Source organism: Parafrankia sp. Ea1.12 (assembly GCF_900465275.1).
Classification (GTDB): Bacteria; Actinomycetota; Actinomycetes; order Frankiales; family Frankiaceae; genus Parafrankia; species Parafrankia soli.
The window spans coordinates 1-18,617 of record NZ_UBIZ01000160.1; the positions used below are offsets into that span (position 1 = coordinate 1).

An 18,617-nucleotide genomic window follows, 5' to 3' on the forward strand; every position below is an offset into this window, starting at 1 on the left:
GGGCAGGGGCACTGGTGGTCGGGTCCGAACATCAGGTGCAAAGGTGCTGGCCGCGGCGCATGCGCCGATGCCTGTATTACGTGCGCCGCGGGCGGCTCCCGTGGCCTCGCGCAGTACACGGACCACCGCGGCTCCGAGACCGTGTGGCTCCGGCTCCGCACCGACACGGCTCCAGGCTGGTTCCATTCCAGGTCGTTACACGGACCTGGACGCTCGCCGGACCGCGCCTCGACGCCTCCCCCGCTCCCGGCCCGCGATGCCGGAGCCGGCAGGCGGCAGGCGGCCCACCTGCCCGGGTTCGTGAGGCCGGCGCGGATCAGGCTGGGTCACTCATGGACGCCCGGATCCCGGTTCCGGGACCTCGGGCCGGTACGTCAGGGGCCGGCCGCCGCCCGTGGGCCCGTGGTCACCGGAACGACGACAGCCGAGGCCCCGGTGGCCGCCGGCATCGCGGTCGGCTTCCCGGCGACGGGCGACTCACCGCCGCCAGCCGACTCGGCACGCAGGGCCGCGATCGCCGCCTCGAAGTCGCCGAGCGACTCGAACGCCAGGTAGACGGAGGCGAAGCGGAGGTAGGCCACCTCGTCCAACTCCCGGAGGGGGCCGAGGATCGCTCGGCCGACATCCTCGGCGGCCACCTCCGCGGAGCCCGAGGAACGCACCGTCTCCTCGACCCGCTCCGCCAGCAGCGCCAGATCGTCCGACCGGACGGGGCGACCCTGGCACGCCTTGCGCACTCCCACGATCACCTTCGCGCGGCTGAAGGGCTCGGTGGCCCCGCTGCGCTTACGGACCCGCAAGGAGGCCTCCTCCATGGTCGTGAACCGACGGCCACAGGCCGGACACGACCGCCGGCGCCGGATCGCGGCGCCTTCCTCGGCCTCCCTGCTGTCGACGACACGGCTGTCGGGATGCCGGCAGAAAGGGCACCGCATGGTCCGCTCCCCTCCACCCCGGGCAGGCTGACACTGCCGCCCGCGGGGTGCGTCCGACTGGGTTCCGTCACCTCGACCGGCGGCCCTGCGGACAGACGGTCAAGGCCCTGTGGATTACCTGTGTAACAACCTGTGGATGACTTGCGGTGCTGCAACTACAAGATGTTGTGTCCACCGTAGCGCACACCCCCGACAGATCCGACACCGGCCCCTCCGGCGCATGTGGTCCTCAGGTGTGTTCTCGCCAGCCCGCGCCGGGGCCACGACAGGCGGTGACACCAGCCGGACGTGCCCTCGGTGGGGCAGCCGCAACACCTGACGCACCGAAAGCCCCGGGCATGCCGGGCCGCCGAGCTATCGGGGCATCGGGGCCGCAGCAGGAAAGCCGGGTCAGGGGAGCCGGAGCTCCTGACCGGGCATGAGCGTCACCGTGTCGAGGCCGTTCAGGGTCATGAGCCCGCGGACGGTGTCGCGGGTGTCGGCCTCGGGGGCGGCCTCGTGGGCGATCTCCCAGAGTGTCTCCCCGGACCGCACGACGTGCGTCCGGTAGCTCACCGGGACGCCGGTGAACGCCTGTGACGCCGTCACCAGCACCAACGAGAAGACAAGGCCGAGGAGCGTGCTCGCCAGCGCCACCACGACGATGCGGCCGCGCCTGGTCAGCCGCAGCGGCGGCCGCGCACCCGGCCTCCCCCGCCCACCGGCCCGCGACCGGGACCGGGACCCGGCCCGAGGTCGAGGTCGAGCTTCAGGCCGGGCGTGGGGCTGAGGCCGGGGACGCTGGGGCTGGGACTGCCCACTCGGCCCAGGACGCGGCCCGGGCGCCGCGGCGGCCGACCCGGCCGCGACCAGCCCGACGGCTGCCTCACGCCACCACATGCCGGGCATCTCGATGACGGACGCCCCGGATCGCCGCTCACCGCCCCGCCTGGACTCACCGGGCGGCACCGTGGCGGCCGGAGCAGCCCCCGAGAGACCACATCGGGCGCCACGAGAGCGAACCGGGCGCCCTACCGGCACGCGGCCCATGCCGCGCACCGCCACCCCCCGCACCCCGCGGCCACGGACGGCGACTCCGCCCACCGCGGCTCCACGCACGCCGCGCGCCCCCCGCGCACCCGTCGCGACCTGCGCACCCTGCCGCAGCGCGCAGCTGCGAGACACCGGGTGACCCCGCCGAACTGACGCATTCCCACCGGCCGCACCGCCACCGTCGGTCATGCCAACCTCCCAGGCGCGAACACTCGTTCGATCGAACGCCTGAGCGATTCTTACACGGCCGCCACGCACACTTCCCCCGACACGCTCGAACAGACGTTTGAGATTCGGCGACCGGCCGACTACCGTCAAGGACGATCAGTTGTGGACGATCGTGCGAGATGAACCGAGCACGAAGGACCCTGCCAAACCGATCAGCCGAACCGATCAAAAGTTACTAATCGGACAAAGCATTGGAACGACCGGGTGGGTGTTGGCGGAGCCGGGCCGTCGACCACCCGGTCCTTGGCAGCCGCCGGTGGCACCATCCGCCGCGCGGAAGCATCGACAGGAGAGCGGTAAGCGATGACCAGCCAGGAACGGGGTACCCGCCGAGGTGACACCCGTGGCAACGTCCGGGATTTTCCCGACAGCCCCGCGGACGCCTCGGGCCTGACGCAGCGGCAGAAGAAGGTGCTCGAGGTCATCCGGTCCGCGGTGGAGCGGCGTGGATACCCGCCGAGCGTCCGGGAGATCGGCGAGGCTGTCGGCCTGACCAGCACCAGCAGCGTGGCACACCAGCTCAAGGTGCTGCAGGAGAAGGGGTTCCTCCGGCGCGACCCGAACCGGCCGCGGGCGATGGAGGTGCTTCCGATCGGCGGCGCGAAGGCCGGCGGGCGTTCCCGCGCGGGTGCCGCGGCGGCGGCCGGCGCACCCGCCGAGACCACGGCGCTGGAGGCCGGCACGCCCACCTACGTCCCCCTGGTGGGGCGGATCGCCGCCGGTGGGCCGATCCTCGCCGAGCAGGCGATCGAGGACGTCTACCCGCTGCCGAAGGAGATCGTCGGCGAGGGAACTCTGTTCCTGCTCAAGGTGGTCGGCCAGTCGATGATCAATGCCGCCATCTGTGACGGCGACTTCGTCGTCGTCCGGCAGCAGCCGGTGGCGGACAACGGCGAGATCGTCGCGGCGATGATCGATGGGGAGGCCACGGTCAAGCGGTTCCGGCAGCGCGACGGCCGGGTGTGGCTGGCGCCGGAGAACCCGGCATTCTCCGACATCCCGGCCGAGGACGCGACCATCCTCGGCCGCATCGTGGCGGTGATGCGCCGGGTCTGATCCCCGGCACGCGGCCGGCACCGGGCAGGCCGGGCACCGGTCAGACGTCAGGCGTCTGACCGGTGCGGTGTTCAGCTCGCGGTGTTCCGTCGGGGCTGGTGTTCAGGCAGGGCCGTCAGGCGCGGAACGGCTCCAGCTCGGCGGCCAGGCCCACGGGCACGCGCGCGGCGACCTCGGTGCCCTTGCCGGTGTGCTCAACTCGAAGCACCTCGCCGATCTGGTGGATGCGGGAGACGAGATCGCCCCGGGTGTAGGGCACCAGCAGGGACATCTCGACCTCCGGGTGCGGTATCCGCGCCGAGAGCGCCTCCACCAGCTCCTGCAGCCCCGCCCCGGACCGCGCCGAGACGAAGATGGCGTCCGGCACCGCCTGACGCAGGACGGCGAGCGTGGTCGGGTCGACCGCGTCCACCTTGTTGACCACGATGAGCTCGGGCACCCCGGCCGCGTCGATCTCGGCGAGCACCTCGCGCACGGCCGAGATCTGCCCCATCGGGTCCGGGGCCGAACCGTCGACGACGTGCAGGACGAGGTCGGCGTCCACCACCTCCTCGAGCGTCGAGCGGAACGCCTCGACGATCTGGTGCGGCAGGTGGCGCACGAAGCCGACCGTGTCGGCCAGGGTGAAGATCCGGCCGTCGGGCAGCGTGGCCCGGCGCACCGTCGGGTCGAGGGTCGCGAACAGCGCGTCCTCGACCAGTACGCCCGCCCCGGTCAGTCGGTTGAGCAGCGACGACTTGCCGGCGTTGGTGTAGCCGGCGATCGCGACGGCGGGAACGGCACCGCGGCGGCGTGACGACCTCTTGGTCGCCCGGACGGTGGCCATCCCGGTGAGCTCTCGGCGCAGCTTGGTGATGCGCGCGCGCAGCCGGCGACGGTCCGTCTCGATCTTCGTCTCACCGGGGCCACGGGTACCGATCGGCGCCCGGCCGCCGCTGGCGGCCTGCCGGGACATCGACTCACCCCAGCCGCGCAGCCTCGGCAGCATGTACTGCAGCTGGGCGAGCTCGACCTGCGCCTTGCCCTCGCGCGACGTCGCGTGCTGGGCGAAGATGTCGAGGATCAGCGCCGTCCGGTCGATCACCTTGACCTTGACGACCTCCTCGAGCTGGCGCAGCTGGCCGGGGGTCAGCTCGCCGTCGCAGATCACCGTGTCCGCGCCGGTCGCCAGTACGATCTCGGCGAGCTCCTTGGCCTTGCCGGAGCCCACGAAGGTCGCTGCGTCGGGCCTGTCCCGGCGCTGCACGAGCGCGTCGAGCACGACCGAGCCGGCGGTGGTGGCGAGCGCGGCCAGCTCCGCCATGGACGCCTCGGCCTCGACCTGCGAGCCCGACGTCCACACCCCGATCAGAACGACCTGTTCCAGCCGGAGCTGGCGGTACTCGACCTCGGTGACGTCCTCGAGCTCGGTGGTGAGGCCCGGGACACGGCGCAGCGCGCCACGGTCCTCCAGGTCGAGCCCGTCGCCCTCCTCGTCGAAGAACGAGAACCCGTCGGCCTCGGCCAGGGCGAGCGCGGTGCCGGCGCGACCGTCACGACCCTCGTGGCCGTCGTTTTCGCCCGAGTGCAGTTTCAGATGCCGGGTGGACGCCACAGCGGCGTCAGCGCGAAGACTCATACCATCCGTTCTCAACGCGGCACGGTGACCGCGTCATTCCAGTCCGCCCCGGCCGGGACGGCACTCTTTCGCCCCATCAGCCGGGTTCGCCCGGCCGATGAAACACCGTCATCCCCAGGGTGACACGGCGTACCCGCGATCGCGAACCCTTTACCGGACGGCGCCCGCCACCGGACGACATCGGCGGACCTGAGTCGGGCACCCGGCCCGACGCCCGGGCGCACCCACGCGCTACGGGTCCCCGAGGGAGATCGAGGGACTTCGCCCTGCCTGCCCCGGCCGCGCTCAGCCGGCCCCGACAACGCTCGGACGCCGCTCGCCCGCGGGAGCCGCCGGGCCGAAGCCACCCGCCGCGCGCAGCCAGTCGGGACGAAGGACACCGTCCGACACCAGCACGGCCGGGCCACTGAGCAGGACGGTCGACTCCCGCCAGCCGACGGTCAGCCGCCCGCCGGGGAGGTCGACCTCGACCTCTGCGGGCGGCCCATCGCCATTGCGGGCCGCCCAGGCCACAGCGACGGCACACGCGCCGGTGCCGCAGGACGCGGTCTCACCGACGCCCCGCTCGAAGACCCGCATGGCGACCCCGTCCGGAGCCGGGACGACGACCTCGACATTCACGCCCTCGGGGAAGGCGGCGGCCGGATAGGCCGGCGCGCGCAGATCCAGGCGCGCCAGGCCGGCCGGGTCGAGGTCGTCGGCGAAGCAGACCGCGTGCGGGTTCCCCATCGAGACCGGCACGGCGGCGAACTCCCGCCCGGCGACCGTGACCGGCACCGGGCCGGCGGCCAGCTCGGGCGGTCCCATCTCGACGGTGACGTCGCCGCCCGTCGGCACCTCGACCGCCCGCAGGCCGGCCCGGGTGGCGATGACGAGACGGCCGGGCGCGGCGTAACCCGCGTCGACGAGATAGCGGGCGAACACCCGGATCCCGTTGCCGCACATCTCGGCGATCGACCCGTCGGCGTTGCGATAGTCCATGAACCAGCGGGCGGCCGCACTGTCGCCGGCGGCGGGCTCGGCCGCGGTCAACACGACCCGCAGCACCCCGTCGGCGCCGATGCCGGTGCCCCGGTGGCACAGCGCCCGCACCAGCTCGGGGCTGAGATCGAGCTCGCCGTCGGCATCCGGCAGGATGACGAAGTCGTTACCCGTTCCGTGTCCCTTGACGAAGCGCACGCCGCGATCGTACGGCCGCGGCGGGCTCACCCCGCGGCAGCCGCCCGCGAACGGTCCCCTCGCCCCGAACCACCCGGATACGCGGTACCTCCTGACTGCGCGGTACCTCCCGAACGCGTCGGCTGGGCGGGACGTCCCTGCGGGTCGCCAGGACGCCCGTACTGGTCGCCGGGACGTCCAGGCCGAGGGCCAGGGCGGCCGGGGGTGGCGCCGGACCACCCGGGCTGGCTCGCCGGCCGGAAGCCGGGCTCGGCCCGGGTCTCAGCGGACGGCTTGTACCACCTGTCCGGCCGGCCGCGGCCGAGCGCGATCATGCGGGCGTCCTCCACCGGTACCGGCGGGCAGAAGAGCGGCCCGGACACCCGGTCGCAGTCCAGCCTGCCGACCCGGTCCGCCAGCACCGCGGTGTCGACGTCCTCGGCGACGACGACCATGCGCCGCCGATGCGCCACGCCCACCAGGGAGGCGAAGGCCGCCTCGCCCTCCATGTCGCGGATCGTCGCCCGCAGGAACTGCCCGTCGATCCGCACCAGGTCCAGCGGGAGCACGTCGAGGGTGGACAACGAGCCGTACCACGTGCCGAACGCGTCGACGCCCACCGCGACGCCGAGGTCCCGCAGCCGCGCCAGCAGGCGGGGCAGCGCGGGAGGCGCGAACGCCAGCGTGTCCTCGGTGAACTGCAGGCCGACGGCGCCCGCCGGCAGCGACCGCCCCAGCACCAGCCGCTCCACCTCGGCGAGGAACTCCGGGCGGGCGAGATGACGGCCGTCGATGCGCACCCACAGCCGCGGCGGGCGGACGGAGGTCCCCGCGGCCATCCGGTGCCAGGTCCGCGCCTCCGTGACCGCCATCCGCAGCACCCACTGGTGTACCTGGCCGACCAGTCCGGCGGCCTCGGCGACGCGCATGAAGGCCGCCGGGCCGAGCAGCCCGAACTCGGCGTGCGCCCAGCGGGGCCGCGCCTGCATCCCCGGGACGGAGCCGTTACGAAGGTCGACGTCCGGCTGGTAGTGCAGGCGTAGCGAACCGTCGTCGAACGAGGCGTACAGCGCGGGAACCAGGGCAAGGTCGAGCGCGGTCACGTCGAACTCTCCAGACGCCGGGATGGGCCGGGACCCGGGCCGACGGGTCAGGCGAAGGTCCCGCGGCGCTGGGCCGGCCACACGTCAGAGCGAACCCGATATCAGAGCGAACCCACCAGACGTCGTACCTCGGCGAGCGCCGCGGCGACATCCGGAAATTCCAGCCAGGATATCCGCGGATCACGCCGGAACCAGGATCTTTGCCGACGAGCGAAGCGCCTGGTGGCCGTTGTTGTGGCCTGTTTGGCCGCGTCCATGGAGTCCATTGCTCCGTCGAGGACGGCCAGGACCTGCGCGTATCCGAGGGCACGCGAGGCGGTCCGCCCGTCGCGCAGCCCCGCCTCCGCGAGCGCCGCGACCTCGTCGACGAAGCCCGCGCGCCACATCAGCTCCACCCGGTCGGCGATCCGCGTGTCCAGGTCCGGGCGGTCCACGCCGACCTGAACGACGTCATAAATCGATCGATATCCGGGCAAAGTTGCCTCGAATGTGCCGGTGAGCTCGACGACCTCGAGCGCCCGCACGATCCGCCGCCCGTTGCCGGGCAGGATCGCCGCGGCGGCGGTCGGCGCCAGCCCCGTCAGCCGCTCGTGCAGCGGCCCCGGCCCGACCTCGGCGAGCTCGCGCTCGAGCCGGGCGCGGACGGCCGGGTCGGTGCCGGGAAATGACAAATCGTCCAGAACCGCCCGCACGTACAGGCCAGATCCGCCGACCAGGATCGGCACCCGGCCGGCGGCGAGCAGGCCGCTGACGACCCGCCGGGCGTCGGCCTGGTAGCTGGCGACGTCCGCGGCGCGGGTGATCTCCCAGACGTCCAGCAGATGGTGGGGCACGCCGCGGCGCTCGACCATCGGGATCTTCGCCGTGCCGATGTCCATGCCCCGGTAGAGCTGCATCGAGTCGGCGTTGACGATCTCCCCACCGAGCTCGAGGGCGATCTCGACCGCCAGGTCGCTCTTACCGGCGCCGGTCGGGCCGACGACCGCGATGACCGGCCCGGCCTGATCGGCTCGGGTGGCACCGTTGGTCAGGCCGGCGCCGTCACGGGACGCGGTCACCGGCCGCTCTGCGCGGTGGCCCGCTTCTCCTGCCGGTCGCCCCGGGTGCCGTCCGCGCGCTCCCATCCGACGACCAGGTAGCCGACCCCGAACGGGGCGTCGTCGTAGCGGACCAGGCTCGTCCAGGAGCGGGCCGGGTCGCCCGGCGTCGCGCGGCGCAGCGCGCCGGCGAGGACCTGCCAGGACGCCCGGCCCGGCGCGAGCAGGTCGGCCGCGAGCGCGGGATCGAGGGCGAGCAGCGCCGTGACGTCCAGCGTGGCGAGCGCGGCGGAGACCGAGGCGTCGTGCGCGGCGGCCCGCGGGTCCAGGCTGCCGGGGGCCTTCACCGTCCGCCGGGCACTCCCGTCGCCCATGATCAGCAGGGCGAGCCGGGACCCGTCCGCCTCCGCGGTGGCCACGAGGTCGGCGCCGATCGCGGCGGCCGCCGCCGGCCCGGTCGCCGCCGGCACCCCGCGGGCCGAGCACCGCCCGGCCCAGCCCGCCTCACGCAGCAGCCAGGCTCCGATGGTGAGCGACAGCGGGAGCACGGCCGGACCCGTGCCCGACGCACCGAGCGAGAAGCTCAGGTCGACCCCGAACCCGGCCAGCGAGCCGACGGCCGACCCGGCGTAGTGGGCGTCCGCGGCATCGTCGCCGACGACCACGATGTGGTCCGGGGCGAGGGCGCACAGCCGGGCGACGGCCGCGCTGGCATGGTCGCGGACCTCGACCGGGTCCACCCCGGCGACCTGCGGGACCAGCAGCGGCGGATGCGGGCAGACAGCCGCGGCGACCAGGGTCACCGCGCGGCGGGGGCGCTCGGGCGCAGCTGCGGCATCCCCAGAGAGACCGCGGGGCGGTCCTCCGGGCTCGGGGTGTCGCCGGCGATGGCGCGGCCGGCGGCCCAGGCATCACCGGCGCGGGTCCGGCGGTGGGTGAGCAGCGGGCCGTCCGCCGTCAGGTGGTGCGGCGCGCCCCTGGTCACCACGGTCTCCACGACGTCGCCCGGCCGGACGAGCCCCTCCTGCGCATGCGGCCCGGTCACCAGCAGGTGGACGAGGCGGCCGTCGCGGGCGCGTCCGGAGAGGCGGCCGGTGGCGGAGTCCTTGCGCCCCTCCCCCTCTGCCACGACGATCTCGACCCGGCGCCCGACCTGCGCCCGGTTCTCCGCCCACGACATCTCGTCCTGCAGGCTCGCGAGCCGCCCGTAGCGCTCGGAGACCACCGCGGGATCGACGGCGCCGTCCATCTCGGCCGCGGGCGTGCCGGGACGCGGGGAGTACTTGAAGGTGAACGCCCCGGCGAAACGCGCGGTACGGACGACGTCCAGGGTGTCGGCGAAGTCGGCCTCGGTCTCACCCGGGAATCCGACGATGATGTCGGTGGTGATCGCGGCGTCCGGCATGGCCGCGCGGACCCGCTCGACGATGCCGAGGAAACGCTCCCGGCGGTAGCTGCGCCGCATCCGGCGCAGCACCACGTCCGACCCCGACTGCAGCGGCATGTGCAGCTGTGGGCACACGTTCGGCGTCTGCGCCATCGCCTCGATGACGTCGTCGGTGAAATCGCGCGGATGCGGTGAGGTGAAACGGACCCGCTCCAGCCCCTCGACCCGGCCGCACGCGCGCAGCAGCTTCGCGAACGCGCCCGGGTCGCCCAGTGAGCGCCCGTAGGAGTTCACGTTCTGGCCGAGCAGCGTTATCTCCAGCGCGCCCTCGGCGACCAGCGCCTCCACCTCGGCGAGCACGTCGCCGGGACGCCGGTCGCGCTCACCGCCGCGCAGGCTCGGCACGATGCAGAAGGTGCAGGTGTTGTCGCAGCCCACACTGATGCTGACCCACGCCGAGTGATGGCTGGCCCGGCGGGCCGGCAGGCTGCTCGGGAAGACCTCGAGCGCCTCGGCGATCTCCACCTGGGCGGCGGAGTTGTGCCGGGCCCGCTCGAGCAGCACCGGCAGCCGATGGATGTTGTGGGTGCCGAACACGACGTCGACCCAGGGCGCGCGATCCAGGATCACCGACCGGTCCTTCTGCGCGAGGCAGCCACCCACCGCGATCTGCATCGCCGGGTTGCTCTTCTTCGCCGGGTACAGATGACCGAGGTTTCCGTACAACCGGTTGTCGGCGTTCTCACGGACAGCGCAGGTGTTGAACACGACGACGTCGGCGTCGGACCCCTCCGAGGCCGGAACGTAGCCGGCGGACTCGAGAAGGCCGGCGAGCCGTTCGGAGTCGTGCACGTTCATCTGACAGCCGAACGTCCGGACCTGGTAGCTACGGCCGCTCACCCACCCAGCCTACGGCCCGCACCCGGACACCGTTCGACACGCCGGGATCGACTCCTTCGAACCTCGTCCTTCGCGTCAAGCGCAGGGACCGGCGCGGCACGTGCGCTCGCGGCAGGCTCGGCAGGCAGGGCCCGGGGGCACGAGTCGAGCCGGCGGGCCGACCAGGCCAGGCGGGCCGACCGGGCCGACGCACGGCTGGACCGATGAGGCCGACCAGCACCTGCCGCGCCCACACACGCCCGTGTGCTTCACCCCGGAACGTGCCGGACGTGTCGGGACCGCCACCGGGTGCGCCGCGTCCGTGGTACATCCTGTTCCTGACAGGTAAAACCACCGAGCGAACACCGCCATTGCGGATGATCGGGGCGTAGCATTCGAAAATGTTCACGACCATGATGCGATGGCCGGAACCCGTTCAGGCCCGTCCGTCCCGCAGTTCCGGTCGATCGCGTGTCTCCGTTGGCGCCGCGCCCATCCGCCTCCCGTCGATCACAAGAGCCGGGAGGGCGACATGCCGCTGGTGACCTTGGAAGGCGTCAGCAAGTCCTTCGGGAAGAACCGTGTCCTGAATGACATCAACCTGACGGTCGAGGCCGGCGAGGTCGTGTGCGTCATCGGCCCCTCCGGTTCGGGAAAGTCGACGCTGTGCCGGTGCGTCAACCGCCTGGAGACCATCGACGAGGGCCGCATCACCTTCGACGGCCGGCCGCTGCCCGCCGAGGGCCGGGAGCTGGCCCGCATGCGCGCCCAGGTCGGCATGGTGTTCCAGTCGTTCAACCTGTTCGCGCACCGCACGATCCTGGACAACATCACGCTCGGCCCGCGCAGGGTGAACGGCGTCAGGCGCGCCGAGGCCGAGGAGAAAGCCCGGGCGCTGCTGGAACGTGTCGGCATCGCGGACAAGGCCGACCGGCTCCCGCGCCAGCTCTCCGGCGGCCAGCAGCAGCGGGCGGCCATCGCCCGGGCGCTGGCGATGGAGCCGAAGCTGATGCTCTTCGACGAGCCGACGTCGGCGCTCGACCCGGAGATGATCCAGGAGGTCCTGGACGTCATGCGGTCGCTGGCCGCGTCCGGCATGACGATGATCGTGGTGACGCACGAGATGGGCTTCGCCCGCTCGGCGGCCGACCGCGTGGTGTTCATGGCCGACGGCCGGCTGCTCGAGGTGGCCCCGCCGAAGAACTTTTTCGCCGCCCCGGCAAGTGAACGCGCCGCCGACTTCCTGGCGAAGGTCCTCACTCATTGATCCAGCGGAAACGAGCCCGCCGCCGAGACCTGTCGTGCCCCGGAGCCGACCCAGCCGGTTCGCGATCGGATTACGCCGGGCCGACCAGCTGCACCGGGCGCCGACCGGCTACACCGGGATGATCGGTGGCCCTGTCGCGGAGCCGACCCTCATCGACCGCATCCACTGGAATTGTGGGACCGAACACCCCTACGGCGGTGCGGTCAGCAGCCGCAGAAAGCGCTATCTGAATCCCGACGTCGAACTTCTGGAAAGGATCGCCCATGCGCATGTCGCTCACCCGTAGCAAACGGCGAACGGCCCCCACGGACGCCATCGACGCAACCGACTCCACCACCCGCGCGGCCTCGGGCTCCCGCCCGCGGCGGCCGCTGCGCGGCGCGGCCCTGCTGCTCGCCGCGGCACTGGCCGGCTCGCTCACGCTGTCCGCCTGCGGCGACGACGACAGCTCCGACGAGCCGGCCGCCGCCACCGCCACCACGTTCCCGGCGGGGAGCACGATGGCCAAGCTCCAGTCGGCGGGCACGATCACCGTCGGCACGAAGTTCGACCAGCCGCTGTTCGGCCTGAAGAACCTGCGCGGCGAGCCCGAGGGCTTCGACGTCGAGATCGCCGGGATCATCACCGACGCGCTGGGGATCCCCGCGGACAAGGTCAAGTTCGTCGAGACGGTCTCGGCCAACCGCGAGCCGTTCATCGAGCAGCACCGCGTGGACCTGGTGGTGGCCACCTACACCATCAACGACAAGCGCAAGCAGGTCGTCGACTTCGCCGGCCCGTACTACGTGGCCGGTCAGACGCTGATGGTGCGGGCCGGCGAGACCGCCATCACCGGGAAGGACACGCTCGCGGGCAAGAAGGTCTGCTCGGTGAGCGGCTCCACCCCGGCCGAGCGCATCCGCACACAGGCACCGGACGCCGAGCTGACCCTGTTCGACGTCTACAGCAAGTGCGCCGAGGCGCTCAAGGCCGGCCAGGTGGACGCGGTCACGACCGACAACGCGATTCTGCTCGGCCTGATGGACTCCGACCCGGGCGCCTTCAAGCTGGTCGGCGAGCCGTTCAGCACGGAGCCCTACGGCATCGGCATCGCCAAGGGCGATGACGAGTTCCGCACGTTCATCAACGACACGCTGGAAGCGGCCTACACCGACGGTCGGTACGAGACGGCCTACAAGGACACGATCGGCAAGGTCGAGCCGGACATGCCCACGCCTCCCGCGGTGGACCGCTACACCTCCTGATCCTCCGCACCTCCCGCACCTCCGTACTTCCGTACTTCCTGACCCTCCGTACTTCCTGACCCTCGGCGCCCGGCGCGCCCCGGGCCCGCACCGGGCCCCGGGGCCGCCGGGCGCTGACGCCGGGTGTCCCGGCCGCCCACCGCGACCGCGGGGTACCGCGACCGCACGGATGGCCGGGCGCCCGGAGCAACGTTCCGAACACCGAGCTGACTACGGGTGGTCTCACATCGACGCCGTCCTCGACAACCTCGACATCTTCCGCGAGGGATTCGTCCAGACGCTTCGGCTGAGCCTGTTCGCGGCCGTGTCCGCGCTGATCCTCGGCACCGGCCTCGCGGCCATGCGGGTCAGCCCGGTTCCGCCGCTGCGCTGGGCGGGGACGGCCTACGTGGAAACCGTTCGTAACACGCCGCTGACCATCGTGTTCTTCTTCGTGGTCTTCGTACTCCCGCAGGTCGACATCGTCTTCAGCTACTTCACGTTCGCCGTCATGGCGTTGACGATCTACCACACCGCGCTCGTCTGCGAGGCCGTGCGATCCGGGGTGAACGGCGTCGACGCGGGCCAGGCGGAGGCCGCGCGGGCGCTGGGCCTGACCTTCTCGCAGACGCTGCGGCTCGTCGTGTTGCCGCAGGCGTTCCGCAACGTGGTCCAGCCGCTTGGCAGCGTCGGCAGCGCGCTGATCCGCAACACCTCCATCGCCGCCGCGTTCGGCGTCCAGGAGCTGACCGGGATCAGTCAGCGGCTGACCACCGCGAACCCCGGCGACGTCATCGCCGTCCTGCTCGCCGGCATCGGCTGCTACCTGGTGCTGACGCTGTCCCTGGCCTGGGCGGTCGGCCTCACCGAACGACGGCTGACGAGGACCCCGCGATGAGCATCGTGCTGTCGGATCCCCCCGGCCCGCGTGGCCGGCGTCGCATCCTGATCGCGAGCGTGGTCGCGGTGGCCGCGCTGGCGGCGCTCGTCGTCCTCGCCGTGTTGCGCCTGTCGGACAAGGGCCAGCTCGACGGCGAGGTGTGGAGCGTCTTCTTCGACGAACCCGACCTGCGGACGCTGCTGTGGGAGGGCCTGCTCGACACGCTGCGCGCCGCCGCGACCGGCATGGTGCTCGCCGTCGCCGTCGGAACGGCGCTCGCGTTCGCGCGCCAGTCGAACCGCAGGCTGGTCAGCATCCCGGCCACGGCGGTCGTGGAGATGCTGCGCGGCCTGCCGCTGCTGATGCTGATCTTCTTCGCCTACCTTGGCCTGCCGCAGCTCGGCATCAACCTCTCGGCGTTCTGGGCGCTCGTGATCGGCCTGACCGCCTACAACGGGGCGGTGCTCAGCGAGATCTTCCGCGCGGGCATCCAGTCCATCGACAAGGGCCAGACGGAGGCCGCGGCGGCGCTCGGGCTGCGCGGCACCCAGATCTTCACCCTGATCCAGTTCCCGCAGGCCGTGCGCCGGATGAGCCCGACACTGGTCAGCCAGCTCGTCACGCTGCTGAAGGACACCTCGCTGGGCTTCGTCATCGGGTACACCGAGCTGCTGCGGCAGGGCCGGTCGGCAGTCGAGTTCCTGGGCGGCCGCTACGCCCTGCCCGTGTACACCGTGCTGGCCGTCATGTACATCATCGTGAACCTCTCGCTGTCGCTGACCGCGCGTTGGCTCGAGCGGCGCCAGGCCCACCGCCTCGGCACCTCCGCGCCCATCCTGCTGGACGCCGCCGACACCGCCGGCCCCGTCGCGGCCGGCAGAAGCTGACTGACCCGGGACGGCCGTCCGTCAGCCGGGGCTGGCTGCCTGGCTGATGGCGGCTAGCGGGCCATGCCGACGGCGCGGGTCTCGCGGACCACGGTGACCCGGATCTGGCCCGGGTAGGTGAGCTCGTCCTCGATCTGCTTGGCGACGTCCCGGGCGAGCAGGTGAGCGGCCACGTCGTCGACCAGCTCGGGCACGACCATCACCCGCACCTCGCGGCCGGCCTGCATGGCGAAGACCTTCTCGACCCCGGGGCGTTCGGCGGCGATCTGCTCGATGCGCTCGAGGCGCTTGACGTAGGACTCGAGGCTGTCCCGGCGCGCCCCGGGGCGCCCGCCGGAGATCTGGTCCGCGGCCTGGGTCAGCACGGCCCCGATGGAGCGCGGCTCGACCTCGTTGTGATGCGCCTCGATGGCGTGGACGACGTCCTCGTGCTCGCCGTAGCGGCGGGCGATCTCCGCACCCACGATCGCGTGGGAGCCCTCCACCTCGTGCGTCAACGCCTTGCCGAGGTCGTGCAGGAGCGTGCCGCGCTTCGCGATCGCCGGGGGCAGCCGCAGCTCGGCCGCCATGATCCCGGCCAGGTGGGCGCTCTCGACGAGGTGCGCGAGCACGTTCTGCCCGTAGCTGGTGCGGTAGCGCAGCCGGCCCAGCAGGTTGATCAGCTCGGGATGCATCTCGGCGATGCCGACGTCGATCAGGGCGTCCTCACCGGCGCGGACGCACTTCGCCGCGACCTCGCGTTCGGCCCGGGCGTACTCCTCCTCGATCCGGTGCGGGTGGATGCGGCCGTCGGACACCAGCGCCGCCAACGTGATCCGCCCCATCTCCCGGCGCACGGGATCGAAGCAGCTCAGCAGCACCGCCTCCGGGGTGTCATCGATGAGCACGTTGACGCCGGTCACGGACTCGAACGCGCGGATGTTGCGACCCTCGCGCCCGATGATGCGGCCCTTCATCTCGTCACTGGGCAGGTGCAGCACCGACACCACGGACTCGGCGGTCTGGTCCGAGGCGACCCGCTGGATGGCCAGGGTGACGATCCGGCGCGCCCGGTCCTCGGCCTCTTCCTCGGCTCGGGCCTCGATGTCCCGCACCCGGACGGCGGCGTCCAGCCTGGCCTGGTCCTCGACCACCTTGACCAGCTCGGTGCGGGCCTCCGCGGACGTCAGGCCCGCCACCCGCTCCAGCTCCCGCCGCCGGGCCTCCTCCAGCTCGCCGAGATCGGACTCACGGCTGTCCAGCCCGGCCTCGCGGACGGCCAGCTCGGCCTCGCGGGTCTCCAGCCGGCGCAGCCGCTCCTCCACGCCGGCAGCCTGGTCTGTGACCCGCTGCTCGCGCTGGGTGAGCCGGCTGTCCCAGCCGCGCAGCTCGGTCCGCTGGGTGCGCAGATCCTCGTCGAGCTCGGCGCGGATCTGCTCGCGCTCCGCGTGGATCGCGTCGCGGGCGGCCGCCTCCGCCCTCGACGCCCGCAGCTCCGCGTCCGCGACCGCCCGTTCCCGGATCGCCTCGGCGGCCTCCTCGGCGTGCCGGCGGATCTGCTCGGCCTCCCGCCGTACCCGCTCCGTCTGCTCCGCGGCGTCCTGCTCGGCCCGGCGCCGGATCCGCTCGGCCTCCTCCTCAACATCACGCGCCTCCCGGCGAAGGTCCGCGACCATGGACGAGATCTGCGCGAGCTCGACCCTGGCGGCCCCGACCGCGGCGGCGCCGACCGACCCGGGATCAGCACCGGCGCTCGCAGGCTCCCGCCTCGCGCCGTCGCCCCCGGCACCCACAGACCCGGCTCCGCCGATCCCGGCAGCGGAAGCGCTTGTCTCGGGCTCGGGCATGTCGGCCGCAGTGGCCGCGTGGCCGTCGGTGCCCGAGGCCGTGCCCTCCGGAGCCGGCGAGGCCGAGCCCAGGTCAGCGGATCGGCCGGACGCCGTCGGCGCGGACGGCAGGGTCGGTACCTTCGGCGCGGTCGCGGTGCCGGCCGGCGTTGGGTCCGCACCGGCCTGTTCGCCGGACCCGGCCTGGCCCGAACCCGCGGATGCGGCCTTCCCCGACTCGGGAGTTCCGGGACCGCCGTGCTCAGCGCCAGTCTGTTCGGAACTGGCCTGTTTCGAACCGAGCTGTGCTGAGCCGGGCTGCTCCGGGCCGCCCTGCTCTGGACCAGCCGGTTCGGAACTGGTCGCCTCGGACTCGGCTCCTCTGGCGCCAGCCAGCCCAGCTCCACCCGAACCGGAACCGGCCGGCTCAGAACCGCCCAGCTCGGGACCGGTCACGGTGGAGCTCTCCGGCCCGGACACGCCCGGCCCGGCCGTGCCCGAGGCCGGGCTGATCGATCCGGGACCCACGGAACCCGTCGTGGCCGGAGCCTCGACGGCCGGATCCGGAACGCCCTCCGACGCGGGCACGGCGGGATCCGTGTCTCTGCGCGAGACCGGGGAATCCGGCGGGCTCGGCGAGGCCGGCCTCGTGTCTCCCCCGGGGCGGCCGACCGGCGACGCGTCGCCGTCATGGGGAGACCGAACCTCGGTGACGGTGTCGGCACGCGCTCTCACGCCCAGCCCACCGGCCCGTACCAGGCGCAGCAGAACCAGTGTCAGCCCGATGACCGCGAGGAGAAGCAGCACGAGAAGCGTGATGAGGGCGGCACCCACGGTTGCTCCTCCCGCCTCCGTCTGCACCTGTCAGGACAGGCGTGAGCGGCGCGGGACCGGACCAGGCACTGGACGAGCACATGCATCGACGGATCCCTGAAAAACAGGCCGCGAGCAGCACGCACGGGCAGAAAGCCGTGGCAGTGGTGGCACGCGACGCCCGAGTTCCGCAGGAACGCTCGCCCTGATGTGAAGTTGTGCCAGCTATCTGGACCGCATACGCGCGGTAGTCCTCGCACCTTTGTGAAAGGGTAGATCTGCCGCTTTCATGCGGTCAAGGAAAACATCGGCGAGCCCCGGGCCCCGAGCCCCGCCGACCAGAGCCGCCGCCCTTTCGGCGACGCCCCTGCCCTGGGCCCGGATCCGGCGCGTCTGGTGCTAGTCCAGGCTGTGTGCGTCGCCGTCCTCGTCCGGCACCGCGGCCGTGACCACCCGGCGCGCGAGATCAAGATCGTAACCCTTTCGCGTGAGCAACGCGACGAGGCGACGGATCCGCACCGGAGCGGGCAGGCCGTCCATCGCGCGCAGGCGGCGGGTGACCAGGGCGCGAGCGGTCTCCTCCTCGTCCTCGGCGCCCACTGCCGCCAGGGCGGTCTCCGAGGCCTCAGGCGCCACGCCCCGGCGCCGCAGCTCGGTCGCCAGTGCCCGGCGGCCCAGGCCCCGACCCGCCCGAGCCGAGGAGACGAACGCGGTCGCGAACGCCTCGTCGTCGATCAGGCCGACCTCCACCAGACGGTCGAGGACCTGCTCCGCCACATCGTCCGCGACGCCGCGCCGCCGCAGCACGGTGGCGAGCTCGGCCCGGCTGCGCGACCGCGCCGCGAGCTGGCGCAGGCAGATCTCCCGCGCGGCGGCGACGGCATCACCCGCGGCGCCCGCGGATCGGGCCGCCCGCGCCTGCCGGGCCGCCGATGTGTCCATGCCGCCCGGCCCGTCGGACTCCTCACCGGCCGCGGGCCAGCCCGTCGTGGTCCCCCATGGCTCAGCCGCCGGGAACGGCTCCTGCCGGGACGCCGCTCGCCCGGTCAGAGGTCCACCGGAACCGGGGCGGGAGCGTCAGCGTCAGCGTCAGCGTCCAGCGTCGGGGAGAGGCCGAGCTTCTCCTTGATCCGCTTTTCGATCTCGTTGGCCAGATCCGGGTTGTCGCGGAGGAATGACCGCGCGTTTTCCTTGCCCTGGCCGAGCTGGTCACCGTCATAGGTGTACCAGGCACCGGACTTGCGGATGATGCCGTGCTCGACGCCCATATCGATCAGGGAGCCCTCGCGGCTGATACCGCCGCCGTAGA

The 18,617-nt window shown here is 72.7% G+C and carries 14 protein-coding genes and 2 pseudogenes; 5 read left to right on the plus strand and 11 right to left on the minus strand.

What is annotated here, in order from left to right:
• Positions 1 to 374: 374 nt before the first annotated feature.
• Both nrdR and FMEAI12_RS04365 read right to left on the minus strand, forming a co-directional pair.
• Positions 375 to 935, minus strand: a complete 561-nt coding sequence (gene nrdR, locus FMEAI12_RS04360) for a transcriptional regulator NrdR (RefSeq protein WP_071061344.1) — start codon at positions 933 to 935, stop codon at positions 375 to 377.
• Positions 936 to 1,325: 390 nt separating this feature from the next.
• Positions 1,326 to 1,574 (minus strand): LysM peptidoglycan-binding domain-containing protein, encoded by a 249-nt coding sequence (locus FMEAI12_RS04365; protein WP_041253738.1) that lies wholly within the window; start codon positions 1,572 to 1,574, stop codon positions 1,326 to 1,328.
• A gap of 924 nt (positions 1,575 to 2,498) precedes the next feature.
• On the opposite strand from FMEAI12_RS04365, the gene lexA reads away from it, so the two are divergent.
• The gene (gene lexA, locus FMEAI12_RS04370) at positions 2,499 to 3,251 is read left to right on the plus strand and encodes a transcriptional repressor LexA (protein WP_071061346.1); all 753 of its coding nucleotides are present in this window, start codon (positions 2,499 to 2,501) and stop codon (positions 3,249 to 3,251) included.
• 115 nt (positions 3,252 to 3,366) lie between these two features.
• On the opposite strand, the gene hflX is transcribed toward lexA, so the two are convergent.
• The 6 genes from hflX to miaB all read right to left on the minus strand — a co-directional run bounded on the left by hflX (position 3,367) and on the right by miaB (position 10,454).
• Positions 3,367 to 4,869 carry a GTPase HflX gene (gene hflX, locus FMEAI12_RS04375; RefSeq protein ID WP_112105053.1) on the minus strand — a complete coding sequence of 501 codons (1,503 nt, stop codon included), beginning with the start codon at positions 4,867 to 4,869 and terminating at the stop codon, positions 3,367 to 3,369.
• Between the two features lie 285 nt (positions 4,870 to 5,154).
• The gene (gene dapF, locus FMEAI12_RS04380; RefSeq protein WP_235013687.1) at positions 5,155 to 6,048 is read right to left on the minus strand and encodes a diaminopimelate epimerase; all 894 of its coding nucleotides are present in this window, start codon (positions 6,046 to 6,048) and stop codon (positions 5,155 to 5,157) included.
• A gap of 26 nt (positions 6,049 to 6,074) precedes the next feature.
• The gene (locus FMEAI12_RS04385) at positions 6,075 to 7,130 is read right to left on the minus strand and encodes an EAL domain-containing protein (protein WP_071061354.1); all 1,056 of its coding nucleotides are present in this window, start codon (positions 7,128 to 7,130) and stop codon (positions 6,075 to 6,077) included.
• Between the two features lie 101 nt (positions 7,131 to 7,231).
• Positions 7,232 to 8,188 (minus strand): tRNA (adenosine(37)-N6)-dimethylallyltransferase MiaA, encoded by a 957-nt coding sequence (gene miaA / locus FMEAI12_RS04390; protein WP_112105055.1) that lies wholly within the window; start codon positions 8,186 to 8,188, stop codon positions 7,232 to 7,234.
• Complete coding sequence (locus FMEAI12_RS04395; protein WP_071061356.1) at positions 8,185 to 8,970, minus strand: hypothetical protein; 786 nt, start codon at positions 8,968 to 8,970, stop codon at positions 8,185 to 8,187. Before FMEAI12_RS04395 ends, miaA begins: the two co-directional genes overlap by 4 nt.
• Entirely contained in the window at positions 8,967 to 10,454 is a 1,488-nt protein-coding gene (gene miaB, locus FMEAI12_RS04400) for a tRNA (N6-isopentenyl adenosine(37)-C2)-methylthiotransferase MiaB (protein WP_112105056.1), read from the minus strand. The genes FMEAI12_RS04395 and miaB overlap by 4 nt, the downstream gene beginning before the upstream one ends.
• A gap of 511 nt (positions 10,455 to 10,965) precedes the next feature.
• Between miaB and FMEAI12_RS04405 the strand changes: the two genes are divergently transcribed.
• From FMEAI12_RS04405 to FMEAI12_RS04425, 4 genes are all read left to right on the plus strand, one after another.
• Positions 10,966 to 11,700 carry an amino acid ABC transporter ATP-binding protein gene (locus FMEAI12_RS04405; protein WP_071061385.1) on the plus strand — a complete coding sequence of 245 codons (735 nt, stop codon included), beginning with the start codon at positions 10,966 to 10,968 and terminating at the stop codon, positions 11,698 to 11,700.
• Between the two features lie 263 nt (positions 11,701 to 11,963).
• Positions 11,964 to 12,944 (plus strand): glutamate ABC transporter substrate-binding protein, encoded by a 981-nt coding sequence (locus FMEAI12_RS04415; RefSeq protein ID WP_112105058.1) that lies wholly within the window; start codon positions 11,964 to 11,966, stop codon positions 12,942 to 12,944.
• A 169-nt stretch (positions 12,945 to 13,113) separates the two neighbouring features.
• Positions 13,114 to 13,821 carry an amino acid ABC transporter permease gene (locus FMEAI12_RS04420; RefSeq protein ID WP_112105059.1) on the plus strand — a complete coding sequence of 236 codons (708 nt, stop codon included), beginning with the start codon at positions 13,114 to 13,116 and terminating at the stop codon, positions 13,819 to 13,821.
• Positions 13,818 to 14,690: an amino acid ABC transporter permease gene (locus FMEAI12_RS04425; protein WP_112105060.1), complete on the plus strand. Its 873-nt coding sequence runs from the start codon at positions 13,818 to 13,820 to the stop codon at positions 14,688 to 14,690. Before FMEAI12_RS04420 ends, FMEAI12_RS04425 begins: the two co-directional genes overlap by 4 nt.
• 53 nt (positions 14,691 to 14,743) lie before the next feature.
• On the opposite strand, the gene rny is transcribed toward FMEAI12_RS04425, so the two are convergent.
• The 3 genes and pseudogenes from rny to FMEAI12_RS04445 form a co-directional block, all read right to left on the minus strand.
• Positions 14,744 to 17,329, minus strand: a complete 2,586-nt coding sequence (gene rny / locus FMEAI12_RS04430) for a ribonuclease Y (protein WP_306769300.1) — start codon at positions 17,327 to 17,329, stop codon at positions 14,744 to 14,746.
• 378 nt (positions 17,330 to 17,707) lie between these two features.
• Positions 17,708 to 18,280, minus strand: a pseudogene (gene recX, locus FMEAI12_RS04440) (recombination regulator RecX); the annotation flags it as partial.
• A 74-nt stretch (positions 18,281 to 18,354) separates the two neighbouring features.
• A pseudogene (locus tag FMEAI12_RS04445) lies at positions 18,355 to 18,617 on the minus strand (DNA recombination/repair protein RecA); the annotation flags it as partial.

What these genes read in the sequence shown, in the direction of transcription:
- nrdR (WP_071061344.1), bottom strand. Translation starts at nt 935, where the DNA reads ATGCGGTGCCCTTTCTGCCGGCATCCCGACAGCCGTGTCGTCGACAGC.
- lexA (WP_071061346.1), top strand. Translation starts at nt 2,499, where the DNA reads ATGACCAGCCAGGAACGGGGTACCCGCCGAGGTGACACCCGTGGCAAC.
- hflX (WP_112105053.1), bottom strand. Translation starts at nt 4,869, where the DNA reads ATGAGTCTTCGCGCTGACGCCGCTGTGGCGTCCACCCGGCATCTGAAA.
- FMEAI12_RS04405 (WP_071061385.1), top strand. Translation starts at nt 10,966, where the DNA reads ATGCCGCTGGTGACCTTGGAAGGCGTCAGCAAGTCCTTCGGGAAGAAC.
- FMEAI12_RS04415 (WP_112105058.1), top strand. Translation starts at nt 11,964, where the DNA reads ATGCGCATGTCGCTCACCCGTAGCAAACGGCGAACGGCCCCCACGGAC.
- FMEAI12_RS04420 (WP_112105059.1), top strand. Translation starts at nt 13,114, where the DNA reads ATGGCCGGGCGCCCGGAGCAACGTTCCGAACACCGAGCTGACTACGGG.
- FMEAI12_RS04425 (WP_112105060.1), top strand. Translation starts at nt 13,818, where the DNA reads ATGAGCATCGTGCTGTCGGATCCCCCCGGCCCGCGTGGCCGGCGTCGC.